At 71.0% G+C, this 16,554-nt stretch carries 16 protein-coding genes; 5 read left to right on the top strand and 11 right to left on the bottom strand.

Going from position 1 to position 16,554, the window contains the following annotated elements; genetic code table 11:
- Positions 1–34 precede the first annotated feature (34 nt).
- From JWR81_RS14455 to JWR81_RS14445, 3 genes are all read left to right on the top strand, one after another.
- A complete protein-coding gene (locus tag JWR81_RS14455; RefSeq protein ID WP_297651580.1) occupies positions 35–787 on the top strand; it encodes an enoyl-CoA hydratase in 753 nt (250 codons plus the stop codon).
- A gap of 122 nt (positions 788–909) precedes the next feature.
- Positions 910–2,793, top strand: a complete 1,884-nt coding sequence (locus tag JWR81_RS14450; protein WP_297651578.1) for a 2-oxoacid:acceptor oxidoreductase subunit alpha — start codon at positions 910–912, stop codon at positions 2,791–2,793.
- Entirely contained in the window at positions 2,790–3,872 is a 1,083-nt protein-coding gene (locus JWR81_RS14445) for a 2-oxoacid:ferredoxin oxidoreductase subunit beta (RefSeq protein WP_297651576.1), read from the top strand. Before JWR81_RS14450 ends, JWR81_RS14445 begins: the two co-directional genes overlap by 4 nt.
- A gap of 66 nt (positions 3,873–3,938) precedes the next feature.
- Here JWR81_RS14445 and JWR81_RS14440 read toward each other — a convergent pair whose 3' ends face one another.
- Both JWR81_RS14440 and JWR81_RS14435 read right to left on the bottom strand, forming a co-directional pair.
- Positions 3,939–4,355, bottom strand: coding sequence for a hypothetical protein (locus JWR81_RS14440; protein ID WP_297651574.1), 417 nt, complete (start codon positions 4,353–4,355; stop codon positions 3,939–3,941).
- 9 nt (positions 4,356–4,364) lie between these two features.
- Positions 4,365–4,892, bottom strand: coding sequence for an OmpA family protein (locus JWR81_RS14435; protein WP_297651572.1), 528 nt, complete (start codon positions 4,890–4,892; stop codon positions 4,365–4,367).
- A gap of 232 nt (positions 4,893–5,124) precedes the next feature.
- Between JWR81_RS14435 and JWR81_RS14430 the strand changes: the two genes are divergently transcribed.
- Positions 5,125–6,054, top strand: coding sequence for a hypothetical protein (locus tag JWR81_RS14430; RefSeq protein ID WP_297651570.1), 930 nt, complete (start codon positions 5,125–5,127; stop codon positions 6,052–6,054).
- Positions 6,055–6,114: 60 nt separating this feature from the next.
- A complete protein-coding gene (rarD, locus tag JWR81_RS14425; RefSeq protein WP_297651568.1) occupies positions 6,115–7,032 on the top strand; it encodes an EamA family transporter RarD in 918 nt (305 codons plus the stop codon).
- A gap of 15 nt (positions 7,033–7,047) precedes the next feature.
- Here rarD and JWR81_RS14420 read toward each other — a convergent pair whose 3' ends face one another.
- The 9 genes from JWR81_RS14420 to JWR81_RS14380 form a co-directional block, all read right to left on the bottom strand.
- On the bottom strand, positions 7,048–8,034 hold the full coding sequence (locus JWR81_RS14420; protein WP_297651617.1) for a polyprenyl synthetase family protein: 987 nt from the start codon (positions 8,032–8,034) through the stop codon (positions 7,048–7,050).
- Between the two features lie 19 nt (positions 8,035–8,053).
- Complete coding sequence (gene nuoN / locus JWR81_RS14415) at positions 8,054–9,661, bottom strand: NADH-quinone oxidoreductase subunit NuoN (protein WP_297651566.1); 1,608 nt, start codon at positions 9,659–9,661, stop codon at positions 8,054–8,056.
- Positions 9,658–11,253 (bottom strand): NADH-quinone oxidoreductase subunit M, encoded by a 1,596-nt coding sequence (locus JWR81_RS14410; protein WP_297651564.1) that lies wholly within the window; start codon positions 11,251–11,253, stop codon positions 9,658–9,660. The genes nuoN and JWR81_RS14410 overlap by 4 nt, the downstream gene beginning before the upstream one ends.
- A gap of 17 nt (positions 11,254–11,270) precedes the next feature.
- Positions 11,271–13,181, bottom strand: coding sequence for an NADH-quinone oxidoreductase subunit L (gene nuoL, locus JWR81_RS14405; protein WP_297651614.1), 1,911 nt, complete (start codon positions 13,179–13,181; stop codon positions 11,271–11,273).
- Between the two features lie 103 nt (positions 13,182–13,284).
- Positions 13,285–13,584, bottom strand: coding sequence for an NADH-quinone oxidoreductase subunit NuoK (gene nuoK / locus JWR81_RS14400; RefSeq protein WP_297651562.1), 300 nt, complete (start codon positions 13,582–13,584; stop codon positions 13,285–13,287).
- Complete coding sequence (locus JWR81_RS14395) at positions 13,581–14,405, bottom strand: NADH-quinone oxidoreductase subunit J (protein ID WP_297651560.1); 825 nt, start codon at positions 14,403–14,405, stop codon at positions 13,581–13,583. Before JWR81_RS14395 ends, nuoK begins: the two co-directional genes overlap by 4 nt.
- Positions 14,402–14,944: an NADH-quinone oxidoreductase subunit NuoI gene (nuoI, locus tag JWR81_RS14390; RefSeq protein ID WP_297651559.1), complete on the bottom strand. Its 543-nt coding sequence runs from the start codon at positions 14,942–14,944 to the stop codon at positions 14,402–14,404. The genes JWR81_RS14395 and nuoI overlap by 4 nt, the downstream gene beginning before the upstream one ends.
- Positions 14,945–16,222: an NADH-quinone oxidoreductase subunit NuoH gene (gene nuoH, locus JWR81_RS14385; protein WP_297651557.1), complete on the bottom strand. Its 1,278-nt coding sequence runs from the start codon at positions 16,220–16,222 to the stop codon at positions 14,945–14,947. It abuts the gene before it with no gap.
- 77 nt (positions 16,223–16,299) lie between these two features.
- The coding region (locus tag JWR81_RS14380) for a molybdopterin dinucleotide binding domain-containing protein (protein ID WP_297651554.1) at positions 16,300–16,554 on the bottom strand (255 nt) is incomplete at its 5' end.

Genomic DNA, 16,554 nt, shown 5'->3' with positions numbered 1-16,554 from the left:
GCGCTCCGGCACGGAGCCAGGCAGGATGCCGGGCATGGCCACAGACGTCCGCACCACCATCAAGGACCGCGTCGCCGTGCTCACGGTGTCCAACCCTGAGCGCCGCAACGCCATGAACCTCGAGCTGTCGCAGAAGCTCGTCGCGGCCGTGGAAGCCGCGGTCGCCGACGAGGGCGTCGGCGCGATCGTCGTCACCGGCGAGGACCCGGCGTTCTGCGCAGGCGGCGACCTCGCCGAGCTGGCGACGGCCGACCCCGCCACGCTGCGCGCGGTCTACTCGGGGTTCCTCACGATCGCCGACTGCCCGCTGCCCACGATCGCCGCCGTCAACGGCGCGGCCGTCGGCGCCGGGCTCAACCTCGCCCTCGCCGCCGACCTGCGCCTGGCCGGGCCGCGCGCGAAGTTCGACGCCCGCTTCCTGCAGCTCGGCCTGCACCCCGGCGGCGGCTACACCTGGATGGCGCAGCGCGTGCTCGGACCTCAGGGCGCCGCCGCCGTCACCCTGTTCGGGGAGGCCGTCGACGCGGCCGAGGCCGAGCGCATCGGGCTCGTGTACCGCGTGGCCGACGACGTCGTGGCCGCGGCCGTGGAGATGGCGGCCCGGGCTGCCGCGGCGAACCGCGAGCTCGCTGTCACCACCAAGGCCACGATGCGCCTCACCGCGGGCATGACCTCGCAGCGCGACGCCGTGGACGTGGAGGTGCGGGCGCAGGCGGAGTCCGTGCGGTCCGACGACTTCAAGGAGCGTCTGGCGGCACTGCAGAAGCGGATCAGCAGCTCCCGCTGAGGGTTCCTCCCACCGGAATCCTGTGCTGTGAGATCGGCCGGGGTCGGGCGACGATCACTCTCACCGGGAGTTAACCTGCCCTTACGCCCATCCCCGCACCGGAATCGAGGATCGACCTCGACATGACGTCCACCGACACCGCCGTCGACCAGCCCGAGGTCGTACAGAAGGACCGGGTGGTCATCCGCTTCGCGGGTGACTCCGGTGACGGCATGCAACTCACGGGTGACCGGTTCACCTCGGAGACCGCCGCGTTCGGCAACGACCTGTCCACACTGCCGAACTTCCCAGCGGAGATCCGGGCGCCTGCCGGCACCCTGCCGGGCGTCTCGTCGTTTCAGCTGCACTTCGCGAACTACGACATCCTGACCCCCGGGGACCGCCCCGACGTGCTGGTGGCGATGAACCCGGCCGCGCTCAAGGCCAACGTCGCCGACCTGCCCCCGGGTGGGGTGCTGATCGTGAACACCGACGAGTTCACCAAGCGGAACCTGACGAAGGTCGGCTACGAGGCCAACCCGCTCGAGGACGGCTCGCTCGAGGAGCAGTTCCAGGTGCACGAGGTCGCGATGGCCACCCTGACGCGTGGCGCCCTCGAAGAGACCGGCCTGAGCAAGAAGGACGCGGAGCGGGCGAAGAACATGTTCGCCCTCGGCCTGCTGTCGTGGATGTACCACCGCCCCAGCGAGGGCACGGAGCGGTTCCTGCGGGAGAAGTTCGCCCGGCGCCCCGACCTGGCCGAGGCCAACATCCTCGCGTTCAAGGCCGGCCACGCCTACGGCGAGACCACCGAGGCCTTCGCCGTCACCTACGAGGTGAAGCCGGCCCCGCTGCCCACGGGCACCTACCGCCAGATCACGGGCAACACCGCGCTGGCGTACGGGATCGTCGCGGCCGGTCGGACCACCGGGCTGCCGGTGTTCCTCGGCTCGTACCCGATCACGCCGGCGTCGGACATCCTCCACGAGCTGTCCAAGCACAAGGCCTTCAACGTCACCACGTTCCAGGCCGAGGACGAGATCTCCGGCATCGGTTCCGCGCTCGGCGCGAGCTTCGGCGGGGCGCTCGGGGTCACCACCACGTCGGGTCCGGGTGTGGCACTGAAGTCCGAGACCATCGGGTTGGCGGTGGCGCTGGAGCTGCCGCTGCTGGTGATCGACGTGCAGCGCGGCGGGCCGTCCACCGGTCTGCCGACCAAGACCGAGCAGGCCGACCTGCTGCAGGCCATGTTCGGGCGCAACGGCGAGGCGCCGGTGCCGATCGTGGCCCCGCAGTCGCCGGGTGACTGCTTCGACGCCGCCCTGGAGGCGGTGCGGATCGCGGTCACCTACCGCACCCCGGTCATGCTGCTCTCGGACGGATCCCTCGCCAACGGCTCCGAGCCGTGGAGGGTGCCCGACGCCGACACCCTGCAGCCGGTGGACCCCAAGTTCGCCACCGAGCCCAACGCCCCCGACGGGTCCGGCGAGTTCTGGCCCTACCTGCGCGACGCCGACACCCTCGCCCGTCCGTGGGCGGTGCCCGGCACCGCGGGCCTCGAGCACCGCATCGGCGGGCTCGAGAAGGCCGACGGCCGCGGCTCGATCTCCTACGACCCCGCCAACCACGACCGCATGGTCCGGCTGCGCAGCGCGAAGATCGACGGCATCACGGTGCCCGACCTCGACGTCGACGACCCGACCGGGGACGCCGATCTGCTGGTCATCGGCTGGGGCTCCACCTACGGCCCCATCGGCGCCGGCGCCCGGCGCGTGCGGGCGATGGGCCACAAGGTCGCCCAGGCCCACCTGCGCCACCTCAACCCGATGCCCGCCAACCTCGGCGAGGTCCTCGCGCGTTACGAAACGGTGCTGGTTCCCGAGATGAACCTCGGGCAGCTCGCGCTGCTGCTCCGCGCGAAGTACCTGCTCGACGCGAAGAGCTACACCAACGTCTCCGGCCTGCCGTTCAAGGCCGAGGAGCTGCAGGACCTGTTCCTGAACTATCTGTCAGGAGTGCACGCATGACCGCGCTGGATCTGGGGCTGCCCACGATCGGTGGACTGGACCGAGTCCCGACCACCACCGACAAGCAGACCGCGAAGGACTTCACCTCCGACCAGGAGGTGCGCTGGTGCCCGGGCTGCGGTGACTACGCCGTGCTCGCCGCCGTGCGCCAGTTCCTGCCCACGCTGGGGATCAAGCGCGAGAACACCGTGTTCGTCTCCGGCATCGGCTGCAGCTCGCGGTTCCCGTACTACCTGAACACCTACGGGATGCACTCCATCCACGGGCGCGCCCCGACCATCGCCACCGGCCTGGCCGTCACCCGCCCCGACCTGTCGGTGTGGGTCGTCACCGGCGACGGCGACGCGCTCTCCATCGGCGGCAACCACCTGATCCACGCGCTGCGCCGCAACGTCAACCTCAAGATCCTGCTGTTCAACAACCGGATCTACGGGCTGACCAAGGGCCAGTACTCGCCGACGTCCGAGGAAGGGAAGATCACCAAGTCCACCCCCTTCGGGTCGATCGACCACCCCTTCAACCCGATCTCGCTCGCGCTCGGTGCCGAGGCCACGTTCATCGGCCGCGCACTCGACAGCGACCGCAAGGGGCTGACGGAGGTCCTCGGCGCCGCCGCCGCGCACCGCGGGTCGGCGCTGGTCGAGATCTTCCAGGACTGCCCGATCTTCAACGACGGATCGTTCGACGTCCTGCGCAAGGGCGACGACGCCGACACCCGTGTCATCCCCCTCACCCACGGCCAGCCCATCCGCTTCGGCCCCCCCGCCGAGCACGACCGGGCCGGCCTCGGCAGCTACGCCGTGGTCCGCGACGGGTTCGGGCTGCGCGTCACCAAGACCGACGAGGTCGACGCGTCCGAGATCGTGGTCCACGACCAGACCGACCACAACCTCGCCTTCGCCCTGTCCCGGCTCTCGGACCAGGACCTCACCCACACCGTCACCGGGATCTTCCGCGACGTCGCCCGCACCACCTACGACGACGCCACCCGCGCCCAGGTCGACCACGAGCGCGAGACCCGCACTCCCGACCTGCAGGCCCTCCTCAACGGCCGCGACACCTGGACCGTCGTCGGCTGACCGCCACACCGCGTCCTGGAACGTCCTCCCGGCTCCGGCCGGGGGGACGTTCCGTCGTTCCGGGGCTCAGCGCCCGTCAGCCGGACCGGACTGCGCCGGGATGTCCGGAACGTCGGTGCTCTCGTCCGCGGGGTGATCGCTCTGGGCCGGGATCGTCGGCCTCACGCCGAGACGGTCCAGCGCTCCGGTGGCCGTGACGCCGACCCCCGGGCCCTGCCGGCGCGGGAGGCCCTGGGGATCGACGGCCGCGAGAGCCGAGTTCGTCGGCGGACCGGGTGGTGGCTGCAGCGGTTCCGGCTCGGCCCTCGGGCTGGGCGCCGCCGGGGGCTCATCTGCGGCCGGCCACGTGGACATCTCCGGCCAGGCCGACGTCGTGTCCCGGGCCTGCCGCAGCGGCCGCACGAACGCCAGCCAGGTGGCCGCCGCACCGAGGAGGAACGCGACGAGGCACAGCACCCAGACCTGTACGAAGAACCATGCCACGACGTGCTCCTAGGGGATCTGGATCTCGACGCGCCTGCTGGCTGCGCGGGTGGCGAGCGGACCGGCGTTGCCGAGGCCTTCCGTGACGAGACGGGCGCGGTTCACGCCGGCGGCCGCCAAAACCTCCGCGACGACCTCGGCCCGGCGCTCGGAGAGCTGCTGCGCCACCACGGCGGGGCCGGGGCCGTCGGCGCAGAACCCGATCACGTGGGCCCTCACGCCGGGCTCGGCCCGCAGCACCGCGGTCACCCGCCCCACGGTGGCGGCGGCAGCCGGGGTCAGGTCGGCACTGTCCGCCGGGAAGGTGATGGGCGCGGCGGCGAGGATCACGGCGACCTCGGCCGCCGCACGACGCTGACGGTCCGCGGCGGTGGTGGTGCCGCCGGCGGCGGGGGCGGTGCCGCCGGCGATGGGGGCGGTGGGAGCGGTGACGGTCGGGGCCCTGCCCACGCTGACCGGTACGGTCACCTCGGACGGGGCAGCGGGCGGCCCGGGCCACATCAGGGAGACGCCGGCGAGCACGAGCGGCACTGTCACGAGGCCTGCCCACCACCCGGCTCGGGACGAGGACGCCACTAGATCCACCACGGTCTCCCCCCGTGTCGAGGCGATCATCGGACAAGGTCACGGACGACGGTCACGCCTGCATCACGTTCAGGTAACGAATAGTGACACGTGCTCCGTCTCAGACCGAGACGATCCACCGGATCCGGTGCGGCGTCCATCTACGGTGCGGATCGGCGCCGGACGACGAGGTCGAGGTGAGGGCATGGTGTCCGGGGAGAGGCTCGGCGGCGGTTACGCCGCGCCCGTCGTCGCCCGCTGGGGCGGGCAGCCCCTGGAGATCGGTGGCCCCGAGAACCCGTCGACGCCGCTGATCGTGCTGCTGCACGGGCGCGGCTCGCACGAGAACACGATGGTCGGGCTGGCCCCGCACCTGCCGTTCGGCCCGGCGTACGCCGCGGTGCGAGGTCCGGTGGAGGAGAGCGACGGCTTCACCTGGTCCGCAGGCGACGACCTCGAGGCCACCATGGACTGGTTCCTCGGCTGGCTCGACACCGAGGGCGATCCCGACCGACCCGTGGTGCTCGTCGGGTTCGCCGAGGGTGCGACGCTCGCCGCCGCGCTGATGCTGAACAGGCCCGAACGCTGGGCGGGCGGTGTCCTGCTGCACGGCGCGCTGCCGTCCGCTGCGCCGCTCACGCGCGGACGGCTGACCGGCATGCCCGTGTTCCTGGCCCAGGCCACGGGCTCCTCGGGAGACCCGCAGGCGCCCGCCTACCGGACGTGGGACTACCTCGTGCGCGACAGCGGGGCACCCGTCTGGGCCGAGCGCGACCCGGGCGGCCAACGGCTCACCGGTGAGCTCGTGGCGGCCGTCGACCGCTGGCTCACCGCCCGGCTCGACCACCTGCACCGCTTCGGCGAGAACCCGCTTCCCGACGGCGACGACCCGCCGTGGCCGACGCTGCCGGAGGAGACGCTCCCCCCGCGGGCGCACCGGCCGGAGGCGGACGGCACCCCCGCCGTGCTGCCCATCGCCCTGGCCTACGACGCGGTGGGCAAGGGCTGGGCGGTGGCCGACCCGCTGGCCGGCCTCACCCTCCCCGCCGGTGCGGTGGTGCTGGACCAGGCCCGCGACGACGCGGAGCACACGACGATCAGCGCGATCGCCGCCGCGTCCGCGTCCGCATCCTGACAACAGGCAGTGGGGAGTCTCACCAGGGCGATCCGGCCCGCGCGGTGTTCTCATGGACCCGTGGCGGCGACGAAGCTGGACGGGCGGGGTGTCGGGGCCGCCGTCGGCGCCTACGCGATATGGGGGCTGTTCCCGGCGTTCTGGCCGATGCTCGCGCCCGCCGTCCCCGTCGAGGTGCTGGCCCACCGCATCGCCTGGACCGCGGTGCTGATGGTCGTGGTGATCTCCCTGGCGCGTGGCTGGCCTGAGCTGCGGGCGCTCGCGCCGCGGGGCTGGGCGATGGTCGCCGCCGCCGGCGTGCTGATCACGATCAACTGGGGCCTCTACATCTACGCCGTGTTCGACGGGCAGGTAGTCGAGGCCGCGCTGGGCTACTTCATGAGCCCGCTGGTCAGCGTGCTGCTCGGGGTGCTCGTGCTGCGGGAGCGGCTGAACCGCGTGCAGTGGGCGGCGGTGGCACTCGGCATCGCCGCGGTGGTGGTGATCGCGATCGAGAACGGCAGGCCGCCGTGGATCGCGCTCACCCTGGCCGCCTCGTTCGGCACCTACGGGCTGATCAAGCGCACGGTGCCGCTGTCGGCCACCGGCAGCGTCACGGCCGAGGGCCTCGTGCTGGGGCCGATCGCCGTCGCGGTGATCGTCTGGTTCCAGGTGGCGGGCGCTGGCACGATGGTCGGCCACGGCCCGGTTCACCTGCTGCTGCTCATCGCCGCCGGCCCCGTCACCGCGATCCCCCTGCTGCTCTACGGCGTGGCCGCGCGGCGGGTCCCGCTGAGCACCATCGGTGTGCTGATGTACCTGAACCCGATCCTGCAGTTCGTGTGGGGCGTGTTCGTGGTCCACGAGGCCATGCCGGCCACCCGCTGGATCGGGTTCGCGCTGGTCTGGGTGGCGCTGACGGTGTTCACGGTGGACCTGATCCACACGAACCGCTCGGCCCGCCGCGAGACCGCGACCCTGGCCACCACCCCCACCTGACGCCGGGGGAGGGCGTCAGCCGGTGCGGTCGATCGCGTAGGTCGTCAGAGCATCCAGGGCGTCGGAGGCCGGGCAGGCGGGGAGCTTGGCGAGCTCGGCTCGGGCCTCGGCGGCCTGGTCGGCCAGGAACTCGCGCGCGCGCTCCAGCCCCTTGCCGGTGCGGAGCAGGCCCAGCGCCTCCTCCACCTCGTCGTCGTCCGTGATCGGACGGGCCAGCAGCACACGGAGCCGCTCGGCGTCCGGGCCGGTCTCCTGCAGTGCGTAGAGCATCGGCAGGGTCTGGACGCCCTCGCGCAGGTCGGTGCCGGGCGTCTTGCCCGAGCTGTCCGACGGCGACGCGATGTCGATGACGTCGTCGGCCACCTGGAAGGCGGTGCCGAAGATCGTGCCGAACCGCTGCAGGGACGCGATGTGCTCGGGCGGGCAGCCGGAGAACATGCCGCCGAAGCGGCCCGAGGTGGCGATGAGCGAACCGGTCTTCTCGGCGATCACCGTCAGGTAGTGCTCCACAGGGTCCTCGCCGGGGCGCGGACCACGGGTCTCACGCATCTGCCCCGTGACGAGCTCGGCGAAGGTCTCGGCGATGATCCGCACGGCGTCCGGCCCGAGGTCGGCCACGAGCCGGGACGCGTGGGCGAACAGGAAGTCGCCGGTGAGGATCGCGACGGAGTTGTCCCAGCGCGAGTTCGCGCTCTCCGCACCGCGGCGCATCGTGGCGGAGTCCATGACGTCGTCGTGGTAGAGCGTGGCCAGGTGGATCAGCTCCACCACGGCCGACGCGGTGATCACCTCGTCCGAGTCCGGCTGCGGCCCGAACTGCGCCCCCAGCAGCGTGAACAGCGGCCGGAACCGCTTGCCACCGGCGTCGATCAGGTGCAGGGCCGTCTCGTTGACGAACTGGTAGTCGCTGTGCACCTCGCGGTGCAACAGCTCCTCGACCTGGGCAAGACCGGCCTCGGTGGCCGCCGCCAGGGCCGGGTCTCCGACCTCGACTCCCGCTATCGCATTGCTCGACACTCCCTCAGCCTACGAAGGTTCCGCCGCCGGCCCAGCCCAGGGCCAGGGTCGGGACGATGCCGAGCAGGAGCGTGACGAGCACCCCGAGCGTGATGGCGACGGTGGTGAAGGCCCCCGGCACGGCGACGGTGGGGCCGTCGGCGGCCGGCTCGCTGAAGTACATCAGCACGATGACGCGCAGGTAGAAGAACGCGGCCACCGCGCTCGCGATCAGCGCGATCACCACCAGCGGCGCCATCCCGTCGGCCAGCGCCGCCGAGAACACCGCGAACTTCGCGGTGAAACCGCTGGTGAGCGGGATGCCGGCGAGGGCTAGCAGCAGGAACGCCATCACCCCGGCCACCACGGGCGACCGCTTCGCGAGCCCCGCCCACTGCGAGAGGTGGGTGGCCTCGCCGTCGGCGTTGCGCACCAGCGAGATCACGCCGAAGATCGCCAGCGTGGTGAAGCCGTAGGCGAGCAGGTAGAACAGCGTGCCGGACGTGCCCGCCGCCGTGATGGACATCGCGCCGAGGAGCAGGAAGCCCGCGTGCGCCACGGACGAGTAGGCCACCATCCGCTTGACGTCGGTCTGGGTGAGACCGATGACGGCCCCGATCACCATCGACACGATCGCGATCGCCCACAGCACGCCCCGCCACTCCCAGCGGGTGTCGCCGAAGGCCACGTAGAGCACCCGCAGGACGCCGCCGAACGCCGCGACCTTGGTGCAGGCGGCCATGAACGCGGTGACGGGCGTGGGGGCGCCCTGGTAGACGTCGGGCGTCCAGGTGTGGAACGGGCCCACCGAGGCCTTGAACATCAGCCCGACGACGAGCAGGGCGAGCCCGCCGAGCAGCAGCGCGTCGGACTTCTGCGAGCCCGACGCCGCCGCGGCGATGTCGGTGAAGCGCACCGAGCCCGCGTAGCCGTAGAGCAGCGCGAGGCCGTAGAGGAAGAACGCCGAGGCGAACGCGCCGAGCAGGAAGTACTTGACGGCCGCCTCCTGCGAGAGCAGCCGGCGACGGCGGGCGAGCCCGCACATCAGGTACAGCGGCAGTGAGAGCACCTCGAGCGCCACGAACATCGTCAGCAGGTCGTTGGCGGCGCAGAAGGTCATCATCCCGGCCAGCGCGAACAGCGTGAACGGGAAGACCTCGGTCTGCATCGTGGGCGCCTGGTCGGGCGAGCCGTAGCCGCGGTCCTCGCCGCCACCACCGGTGGTCCCCCCGCCACCCCCGCCGGTCCCGACCACGGCCCGCGTGGCCGCCGAGGCGAGGAACGCCCCGCCGGGCTCCACGGAGCGGTCGGCGATCAGCAGGATGCTGCCGAGCCCGAGCGCGAGCAACGTGCCCCAGAGGAACAGCGTGGGCCGATCGACGGCGATCGCGTCGGCCACGGTCGTGATGCCCTGCGGGCTGCTGTTGCCCGCGTAGATCCCCAGCGCGAGCCCGGCCGCCGCCAGCGCGAGGATCGAGAGCACCACCTGGGCGGGCCAGCGCTGGTGGCGCGGCAGGAACGCCTCGACGAGCACCGCGAGGCATGCCGCGACGAGGATGATCAGCAGCGGGGCGATGGCGCCGTAGTCGATCGCCGGCGCGTTCAGCGGCGTGACCTGAGCGAGAACAGTCACCGGGACAGACCCCCCACCGGGTCGGGAAGACCCACTTCGTTCATGGTGGCCACCACCGACGGGGTGATGACGTCCAGCACCGGCCCGGGGAAGAACCCGAGCACCAGGATGAGCACGATCAGCGGGGTCAGCACCGCGATCTCACGCTTGCGGAGGTCCGGGAACCCGGAGCCCGGCCTCTTCGCAGCGACGGCGGGGTCGAGCATCGTGCCGGGCCCGCCCGCCGGCTCCAGTGCCCCGAGGACGGCCGCACCGCGCAGCGGCCCCTGCATCGTGCGCTGGTAGACCCAGAGCACGTACAGCGCCGCGAAGATGATGCCGACCGTGGCCAGGATCGTGAAGACGGGCTCGCGCGGGAACGAGCCCAGCAGCACCAGGAACTCGCTGACGAACGAGTTGGTGCCCGGCAGCGCCAGCGACGACAGCCCTGCGACGAGGAACACGCCCGCGAGCAGCGGCGCGACCTGGTGGACGCCGCCGTAGTCGCCGACGAGCCGCGACCCGCCGCGTGCGATCAGCATCCCGACCACGATGAACAGCATCCCGGTCGAGATGCCGTGGTTGACCATGTAGAGCGTGGCACCCGCGAACGCCTGCGAGGAGAACGAGAAGATCCCCAGCGCGATGAAGCCGAAGTGGGCGATCGAGGTGTACGACACGAACCGCTTCATGTCCGTCTGGCCGACGGCCAGCAGCCCGCCGTAGAGGATGCCGATCACGGCGAGGGTGAGCACCAGCGGCGCCAGGTCCCTCGACGCGAGCGGGAACAGCGGCAGGCAGTAGCGCAGGAAGCCGAACGTGCCGACCTTGTCCAACACGCCGACGAGCAGCACACCGGCGCCGACGGGCGCCTCGGCACCGGCGTCGGGCAGCCAGGTGTGGAACGGCACGAGCGGCGCCTTGATGGCGAACGCCACGAAGAACCCGAGGAACAGCCAGACCTGCGTGGACTCCGGGACGCTCGCGGCCATCCGCTGCAGGTCGACCCAGGTGAACGTGCCCGCGCCCAGCTGCTGGCCGCTGACGACGAACAGGCCGATCACGGAGGCGAGCATGATCAGGCCGCCGAGCAGCGAGTACAGGAAGAACTTCACGGCCGCGTACTGCCGGCGCGGCCCGCCGAAGCGGCCGATCATGAAGTACATCGGGACCAGCATGGCCTCGAAGAACACGTAGAACAGGAACACGTCGGTGGCCGCGAACACCCCGACGAGCAGGCACTGGGTGACGAGGATCAGGGAGTAGAACCCGGCGGCCGAGCGGCCCTCGGGGATCTTCTCCTCCCAGGAGAACGCCATGACGATCGGCACGAGCACGGCGATCAGGGCGAGCATCACCAGCGCGATGCCGTCGATGCCGAGAGCGAAGTGGGCGCCGAACGCGGGGATCCAGTCGACCGAGAGCTCGAGCTGGAACCGGGTGCCGCTCGACGCAGCGGCCGTCGAGTAGGAGAACCACACGACGATCGTCAGCACGAGCTCGACCAGCGCGAACGCGAGCGCGGTGAGCTTGGCCGTGCGCGCGTTGCCCTTCAGCGGGGCCACCGCCACCGCCCCGACCAGCGGGAGCAGCAGCAGGATCAGCAGGAGCACGCTTCCTCCGGGAGTACTCACGAGAACCGCACCAACAGCAGCGCCGCGGCGACGAGGACCGTGCCGCCGAGCATCGACAGCGCGTAGGAGCGCACGAACCCGGTCTGCAGGCGTCTCATGCGTCCCGAGCTGCCCCCCAGGAGCGCGGCGGCGCCGTTGACGAGGCCGTCGACGCCGCGGTTGTCCAGGAACACCAGTGCGCGCGTGGCCCAGGTGCCGGGCCGCGCGATGACCGCCTCGTTGATGGCGTTGGCGTAGAGGTCGCGGCGGGCCGCGCGCACCGGCAGCGACACGTGCTGCGGGCGTTCCACCGGCGTCGGCCGCCTGCCCACCACCAGGTAGGCGGTGAGTACGCCGAGCGCGGAGAACACGAGCACCAGCCACGGGGTGACCGAGTGGGGCAGCGCGCCGCCCTCGGCTTCCCGCAGCTCACCGAGCGACGGCGCGAGCCATCCGGCCAGCGCCTGGCCGTTGGTGAGCAGGAAGCCCGCGAACACCGAGCCGAAGGCCAGGATGATCATCGGGACCGTCATCGAGGCCGGGGACTCGTGCGGGTGGTAGTGCCCGCCACTTGCGGTCTCCAGCTTCTCCCAACGCCTCTCGCCGAAGAACGTCATGATCATCAGGCGCGTCATGTAGAACGCGGTGAGGCCGGCGGCGACGGTGGCCGCGAGGCCGAAGACCCAGCCCTGCCAGCCCGGCGCGGTGAACGCGGCCTCGATGATCGCGTCCTTCGTGAAGTAGCCCGACAGGAACGGGAAGCCGATCAGGGCGAGGTAGCCGAGACCGAACGTCACGAACGTGATCGGCATCTTCCGCGCCAGGCCGCCGTAGTGACGCATGTCGACGTTGTCGTCCATCGCGTGCATCACCGAGCCGGCCCCGAGGAACAGCCCGGCCTTGAAGAAGCCGTGGGCCAGCAGGTGGGCGATGCCGAGCGCATACCCGATGGGGCCGAGGCCGACCGCCAGGATCATGTAGCCGATCTGGCTGACCGTGGAGTACGCGAGCACCTTCTTGATGTCGTCGTAGGCGCAGCCGATGATCGCCCCGATGAGCAGGGTGATCGTGCCGATCAGCGCGACGATCAGGCGGCCCGTCGCGGTGAGGTCGTAGAGCGGGTGCGTGCGGGCGATGAGGTACACGCCCGCGGTGACCATCGTGGCGGCGTGGATGAGCGCCGAGACCGGCGTGGGGCCCTCCATCGCGTCCGGCAGCCAGGCCTGGAGCGGGAACTGGCCCGACTTGCCGCACGCCCCGAGCAGCAGCAGCACCGTGATGGCGACGACCGTGCCGGGCGAGAGGTCGCCGACGCGGGCGAACACCTCGGTGTACTGGACGGTGCCGAGGTTGGTCCACAGCAGGAAGATCGCCAGGGCCAGCCCCACGTCACCGACGCGGTTCATGAGGAACGCCTTCTTGGCGGCCGTGGCCGCGGACGGGCGGTCCTGGTAGAAGCCGATGAGCAGGTAGGACGCGAGACCCACGCCCTCCCAGCCGAGGTAGAGCATCACGAAGTTGTTGCCGAGCACCAGGATCAGCATCGCGGCGACGAACAGGTTGAGCTGCGCGAAGAACCGGCGGCGGCCGGGGTCGTGGCTCATGTAGCCGACCGAGTAGATGTGGATCAGCGACCCGACACCGGTGATGAGCAGCACGAACGTCAGCGACAGGGGGTCGAGCCGCAGCCCGAAGTCGACGTTCAGGCCGGCGACGTGGATCCAGTCGTACAGCGAGACCTCGGTGGTGCGCTGGGCCGCGGGCAGCCCGAGCGTCTCGAGGAGGATCGCCAGCCCGAGCACGAAGGACGCGACGACCGTGAGGACCCCGAGCCAGTGGCCCCACGGGTTGGCCCGGCGACCGGCCACGAACAGGATCAGCGAGCCGAGCGCCGGCAGCGCGAACAGCAGCCAGGCGAGCGACGCGATGCCGGAGGCGGCCCCGACCTCGGGGAGTTCGGTCACGAGGTCACCTCATGGGGGCGTGGGCTGAGCACGGGGAGCACTCCTTGGTCTGTGTACTGCATGCGACTCAGTACTTCAGCAGGTTCGCGTCGTCGACCGACGCGGTCCGGCGGGTGCGGAAGATCGACATGATGATCGCGAGGCCGACGACGACCTCTGCGGCGGCCACGACCATCACGAAGAAGGCCATGACCTGCCCGTCGAGCGTGCCGTTGATGCGGGCGAAGGTGACGAGCGTCAGGTTCACGGCGTTGAGCATCAGCTCGATGCACATGAACACGACGATGGCGTTGCGCCGCACCAGCACCCCCACGGCGCCGATCGTGAACAGCAGCGCCGACAGCAGCAGGTAGTACGTCGGGGTCATCGGGCGTCCTGCGTGTCGGAGGAGTCGGAGTCGCCGTCGGCGCGGACGACCTTGCGGCCGCCGGTGAGCGCGTGGGCGTCGGCCGGGGGCTCGTCGAACCGCTCCACCGGGGTGGCGTCGATGATCGCCGAGATGGACTCGGGCGCGATCGAGCCGTCGGGGAGGATCGCGGGCACGGCCACCGAGTTGCCGGTGGCGAACACGCCCGGGCCGGGCAGCGGGGAGATGCGGTCGTGCTCGCCGCGCAGCCGCGCCTCGACCGTGGCGCGCTGGCCGCGCTTGTCGTGGGAGCGCGACTGCGAGTAGGCCAGCACCATCGCCCCGAGCGCCGCGGTGATGAGCAGCGCCGAGGTGAGCTCGAACGCGAACAGGTACTTCGTGAACACCAGCGCGCCGATGCCCTTGACGTTGTCGCCCGACCCCGCGTTGCCCGCGGCCAGTCCGACGGACTGCACGTTGACCAGCGTGCGGCCGACCGCCGCCACGAGCAGCACCGCGAGAGCGACGCCGAGCAGCAGGCCTGTGAGGCGTTGCCCGCGCAGCACCTCGACCACGGAGTCGGAGCTGTCCCGGCCGACGAGCATCAGCACGAAGAGGAACAACATCATCACGGCGCCGGTGTAGACGATGATCTGCACGAAGCCGAGGAACGGCGCCTGCTCCACCATGTAGAGCGCGCCGAGCGACAGCATCGTCATCGCCAGGAACAGCGCCGAGTGCACCGCGTTGCGCGCGGACACCATGCCCAGGGCGCCGAGCAGCGCGATCGGGCCGAGGATCCAGAAGACGACGGCTTCACCCGTCGAGACGATGTCGGTCATACGACCTGCTCCCCCACCGGGTCGGTCTCGGGGTTCTTCTTCGCCAGGGTCGGGCCCTGGACGTAGTAGTCCTGCTCGGTCTCGCCGAGCCGCATGGGGTGCGGCGGCTGCTCCATGCCGGCGAGCAGCGGCGCGAGCAGCTGCTCCTTCGTGTAGATCAGGTCCTGACGGTTGTCGTCGGCCATCTCGTAGAAGTTGGTCATCGTCAGCGACCGCGTGGGGCACGCCTCGACGCACAGGCCGCAGCCGATGCAGCGCAGGTAGTTGATCTGGTAGACGGCGCCGTAGCGCTCACCCGGGGAGTAGCGCGCCTCCTCGGTGTTGTCACCGCCTTCGACGTAGATCGCGTCGGCCGGGCAGGCCCAGGCGCACAGCTCGCAGCCCACGCACTTCTCGAGGCCGTCCGGATGCCGGTTGAGCTGGTGCCGTCCGTGGTAGCGGGGAGCAGCCGGAGGGAAGTTCTCCGGGTACTCCTCGGTGACGACCTTCTTGAACATCGTCGAGAAGGTGACACCGAAGCCCTTGAAGAACTCGAACATCTACTCGGTCTCCTTCCCCGTGAGGGCGCGCTCGCGGCGGCTCTTCTTGGTGGTGGCGTCCACCGACCGCGCGCGCAGCTTGTGCCGCGACGGCGTGGGCACCGCGAGGTCGAGCGGGGGCACCGGGTAGTCCGACGCCAGCTCGACCACCTGGTCCCGCGGGACCTTCCGGTCCGGAACCAGGAACGCGACCATCAGCACGATCGCGACCCCGATCACCAGCGCCACGATCAGCGTGGCCGTGCTGCCGCCGGAGTTGCGGAAGGCGCGGATCGCGAAGATCAGCAGCAGCCACATCAGGCTGACCGGGACGAGCACCTTCCAGCCCAGCCGCATGAACTGGTCGTAGCGCAGGCGGGGCAGCGTGCCGCGGAGCCAGATGAAGACGAACAGGAAGATGAACATCTTCACCAGGAAGACGACGAACTCGACCCAGCCGTTGAGGTTCAGGCCCGGCAGCGTTCCCCCGCCCAGGAACAGCGTGGTGGCCATCGCCGAGACGGTGACCATGTTGACGTACTCGGCGAGGAAGAAGAGCGCGAACTTCAGCGACGAGTACTCGGTGTGGAACCCGCCGACCAGCTCGGACTCGGCCTCGGGGAGGTCGAACGGCGCGCGGTTGGTCTCACCGACCATCGCGATCACGAACACCACGAAGCTCGGCAGCAGCACGATGGCGTTCCACAGGCCGGCCTGTTGCGACGCAACGATGTCGGCCGTGGAGAGCGAGCCCGCGTAGAGCACGACGCCGACCACCGACAGGCCGAGCGCGATCTCGTAGGAGATCACCTGCGCGGCGCTGCGCAGCGCGGCGAGCAGCGGGTACGGCGAGCCGGACGCCCAGCCGCCGAGCACGATGCCGTAGACGCCGAGCGACGAGCAGGCCAGCACCACGAGCACACCGACCGGCAGGTCCACCAGCTGCAGCACGGTGGGCTCGCCGAAGATCGAGACCTCGCCGCCGAACGGGATCACCGAGAACGCGACGAAGGCCGGGATGGTGGCGACGACCGGCGCGATGAAGTAGACCTTCTTGTCGGCCATCACCGGCATGATGTCTTCCTTGAACGCCAGCTTCAGCCCGTCGGCGAGGCTCTGCAGCCAGCCGCCGGGGCCGGTGCGGTTGGGGCCGGGACGCTGCTGCATCCGCCCCACCACCTTGCGCTCCCAGTTGATCATGAAGAGGGTCAGCACCACGCCGATGGCGAACAGCGCCACGACCTTCAGCAGGATCAGCCAGATCGGGTCGTCGGCCAGCAGCTGCTGCGTGCGGGTCAACCCCCCGACAGGGGCCGGGGCCTGTGCCAGCTGTGTCAATGCCGCCTCCGCGGGACGAAGAACGTCGGCGAGACCGGTCATGCCGTCACTCCCACCAGATCACCGTGTCCGGCGCCGAGCACCGCACGGACGCGGGACTCACCGGAGTTGCCCGGCAGCCACACGACGCCGTCGGGAAGGTCTGCGAGCGCCACCGGGAGTGTGATGGCCCCCCGCTCGGTGCGGACGGTGGCCGGCTCGCCCTCGGCGAGCCCGAGGCGCTCGGCCGTGGCCGCGTTGAGGCGGGCCACCGCGGGCCGGGCCGTGCCGGCGAGCGCGGGCTCGTCGATCGC

Origin of the sequence: Pseudonocardia sp. (genome assembly GCF_025965585.1) — a bacterium.
Lineage (GTDB): Bacteria > Actinomycetota > Actinomycetes > Mycobacteriales > Pseudonocardiaceae > Pseudonocardia.
Note: the sequence above shows the minus strand (reverse complement) of the source record. Positions and strands in the feature narration are given on the sequence as shown.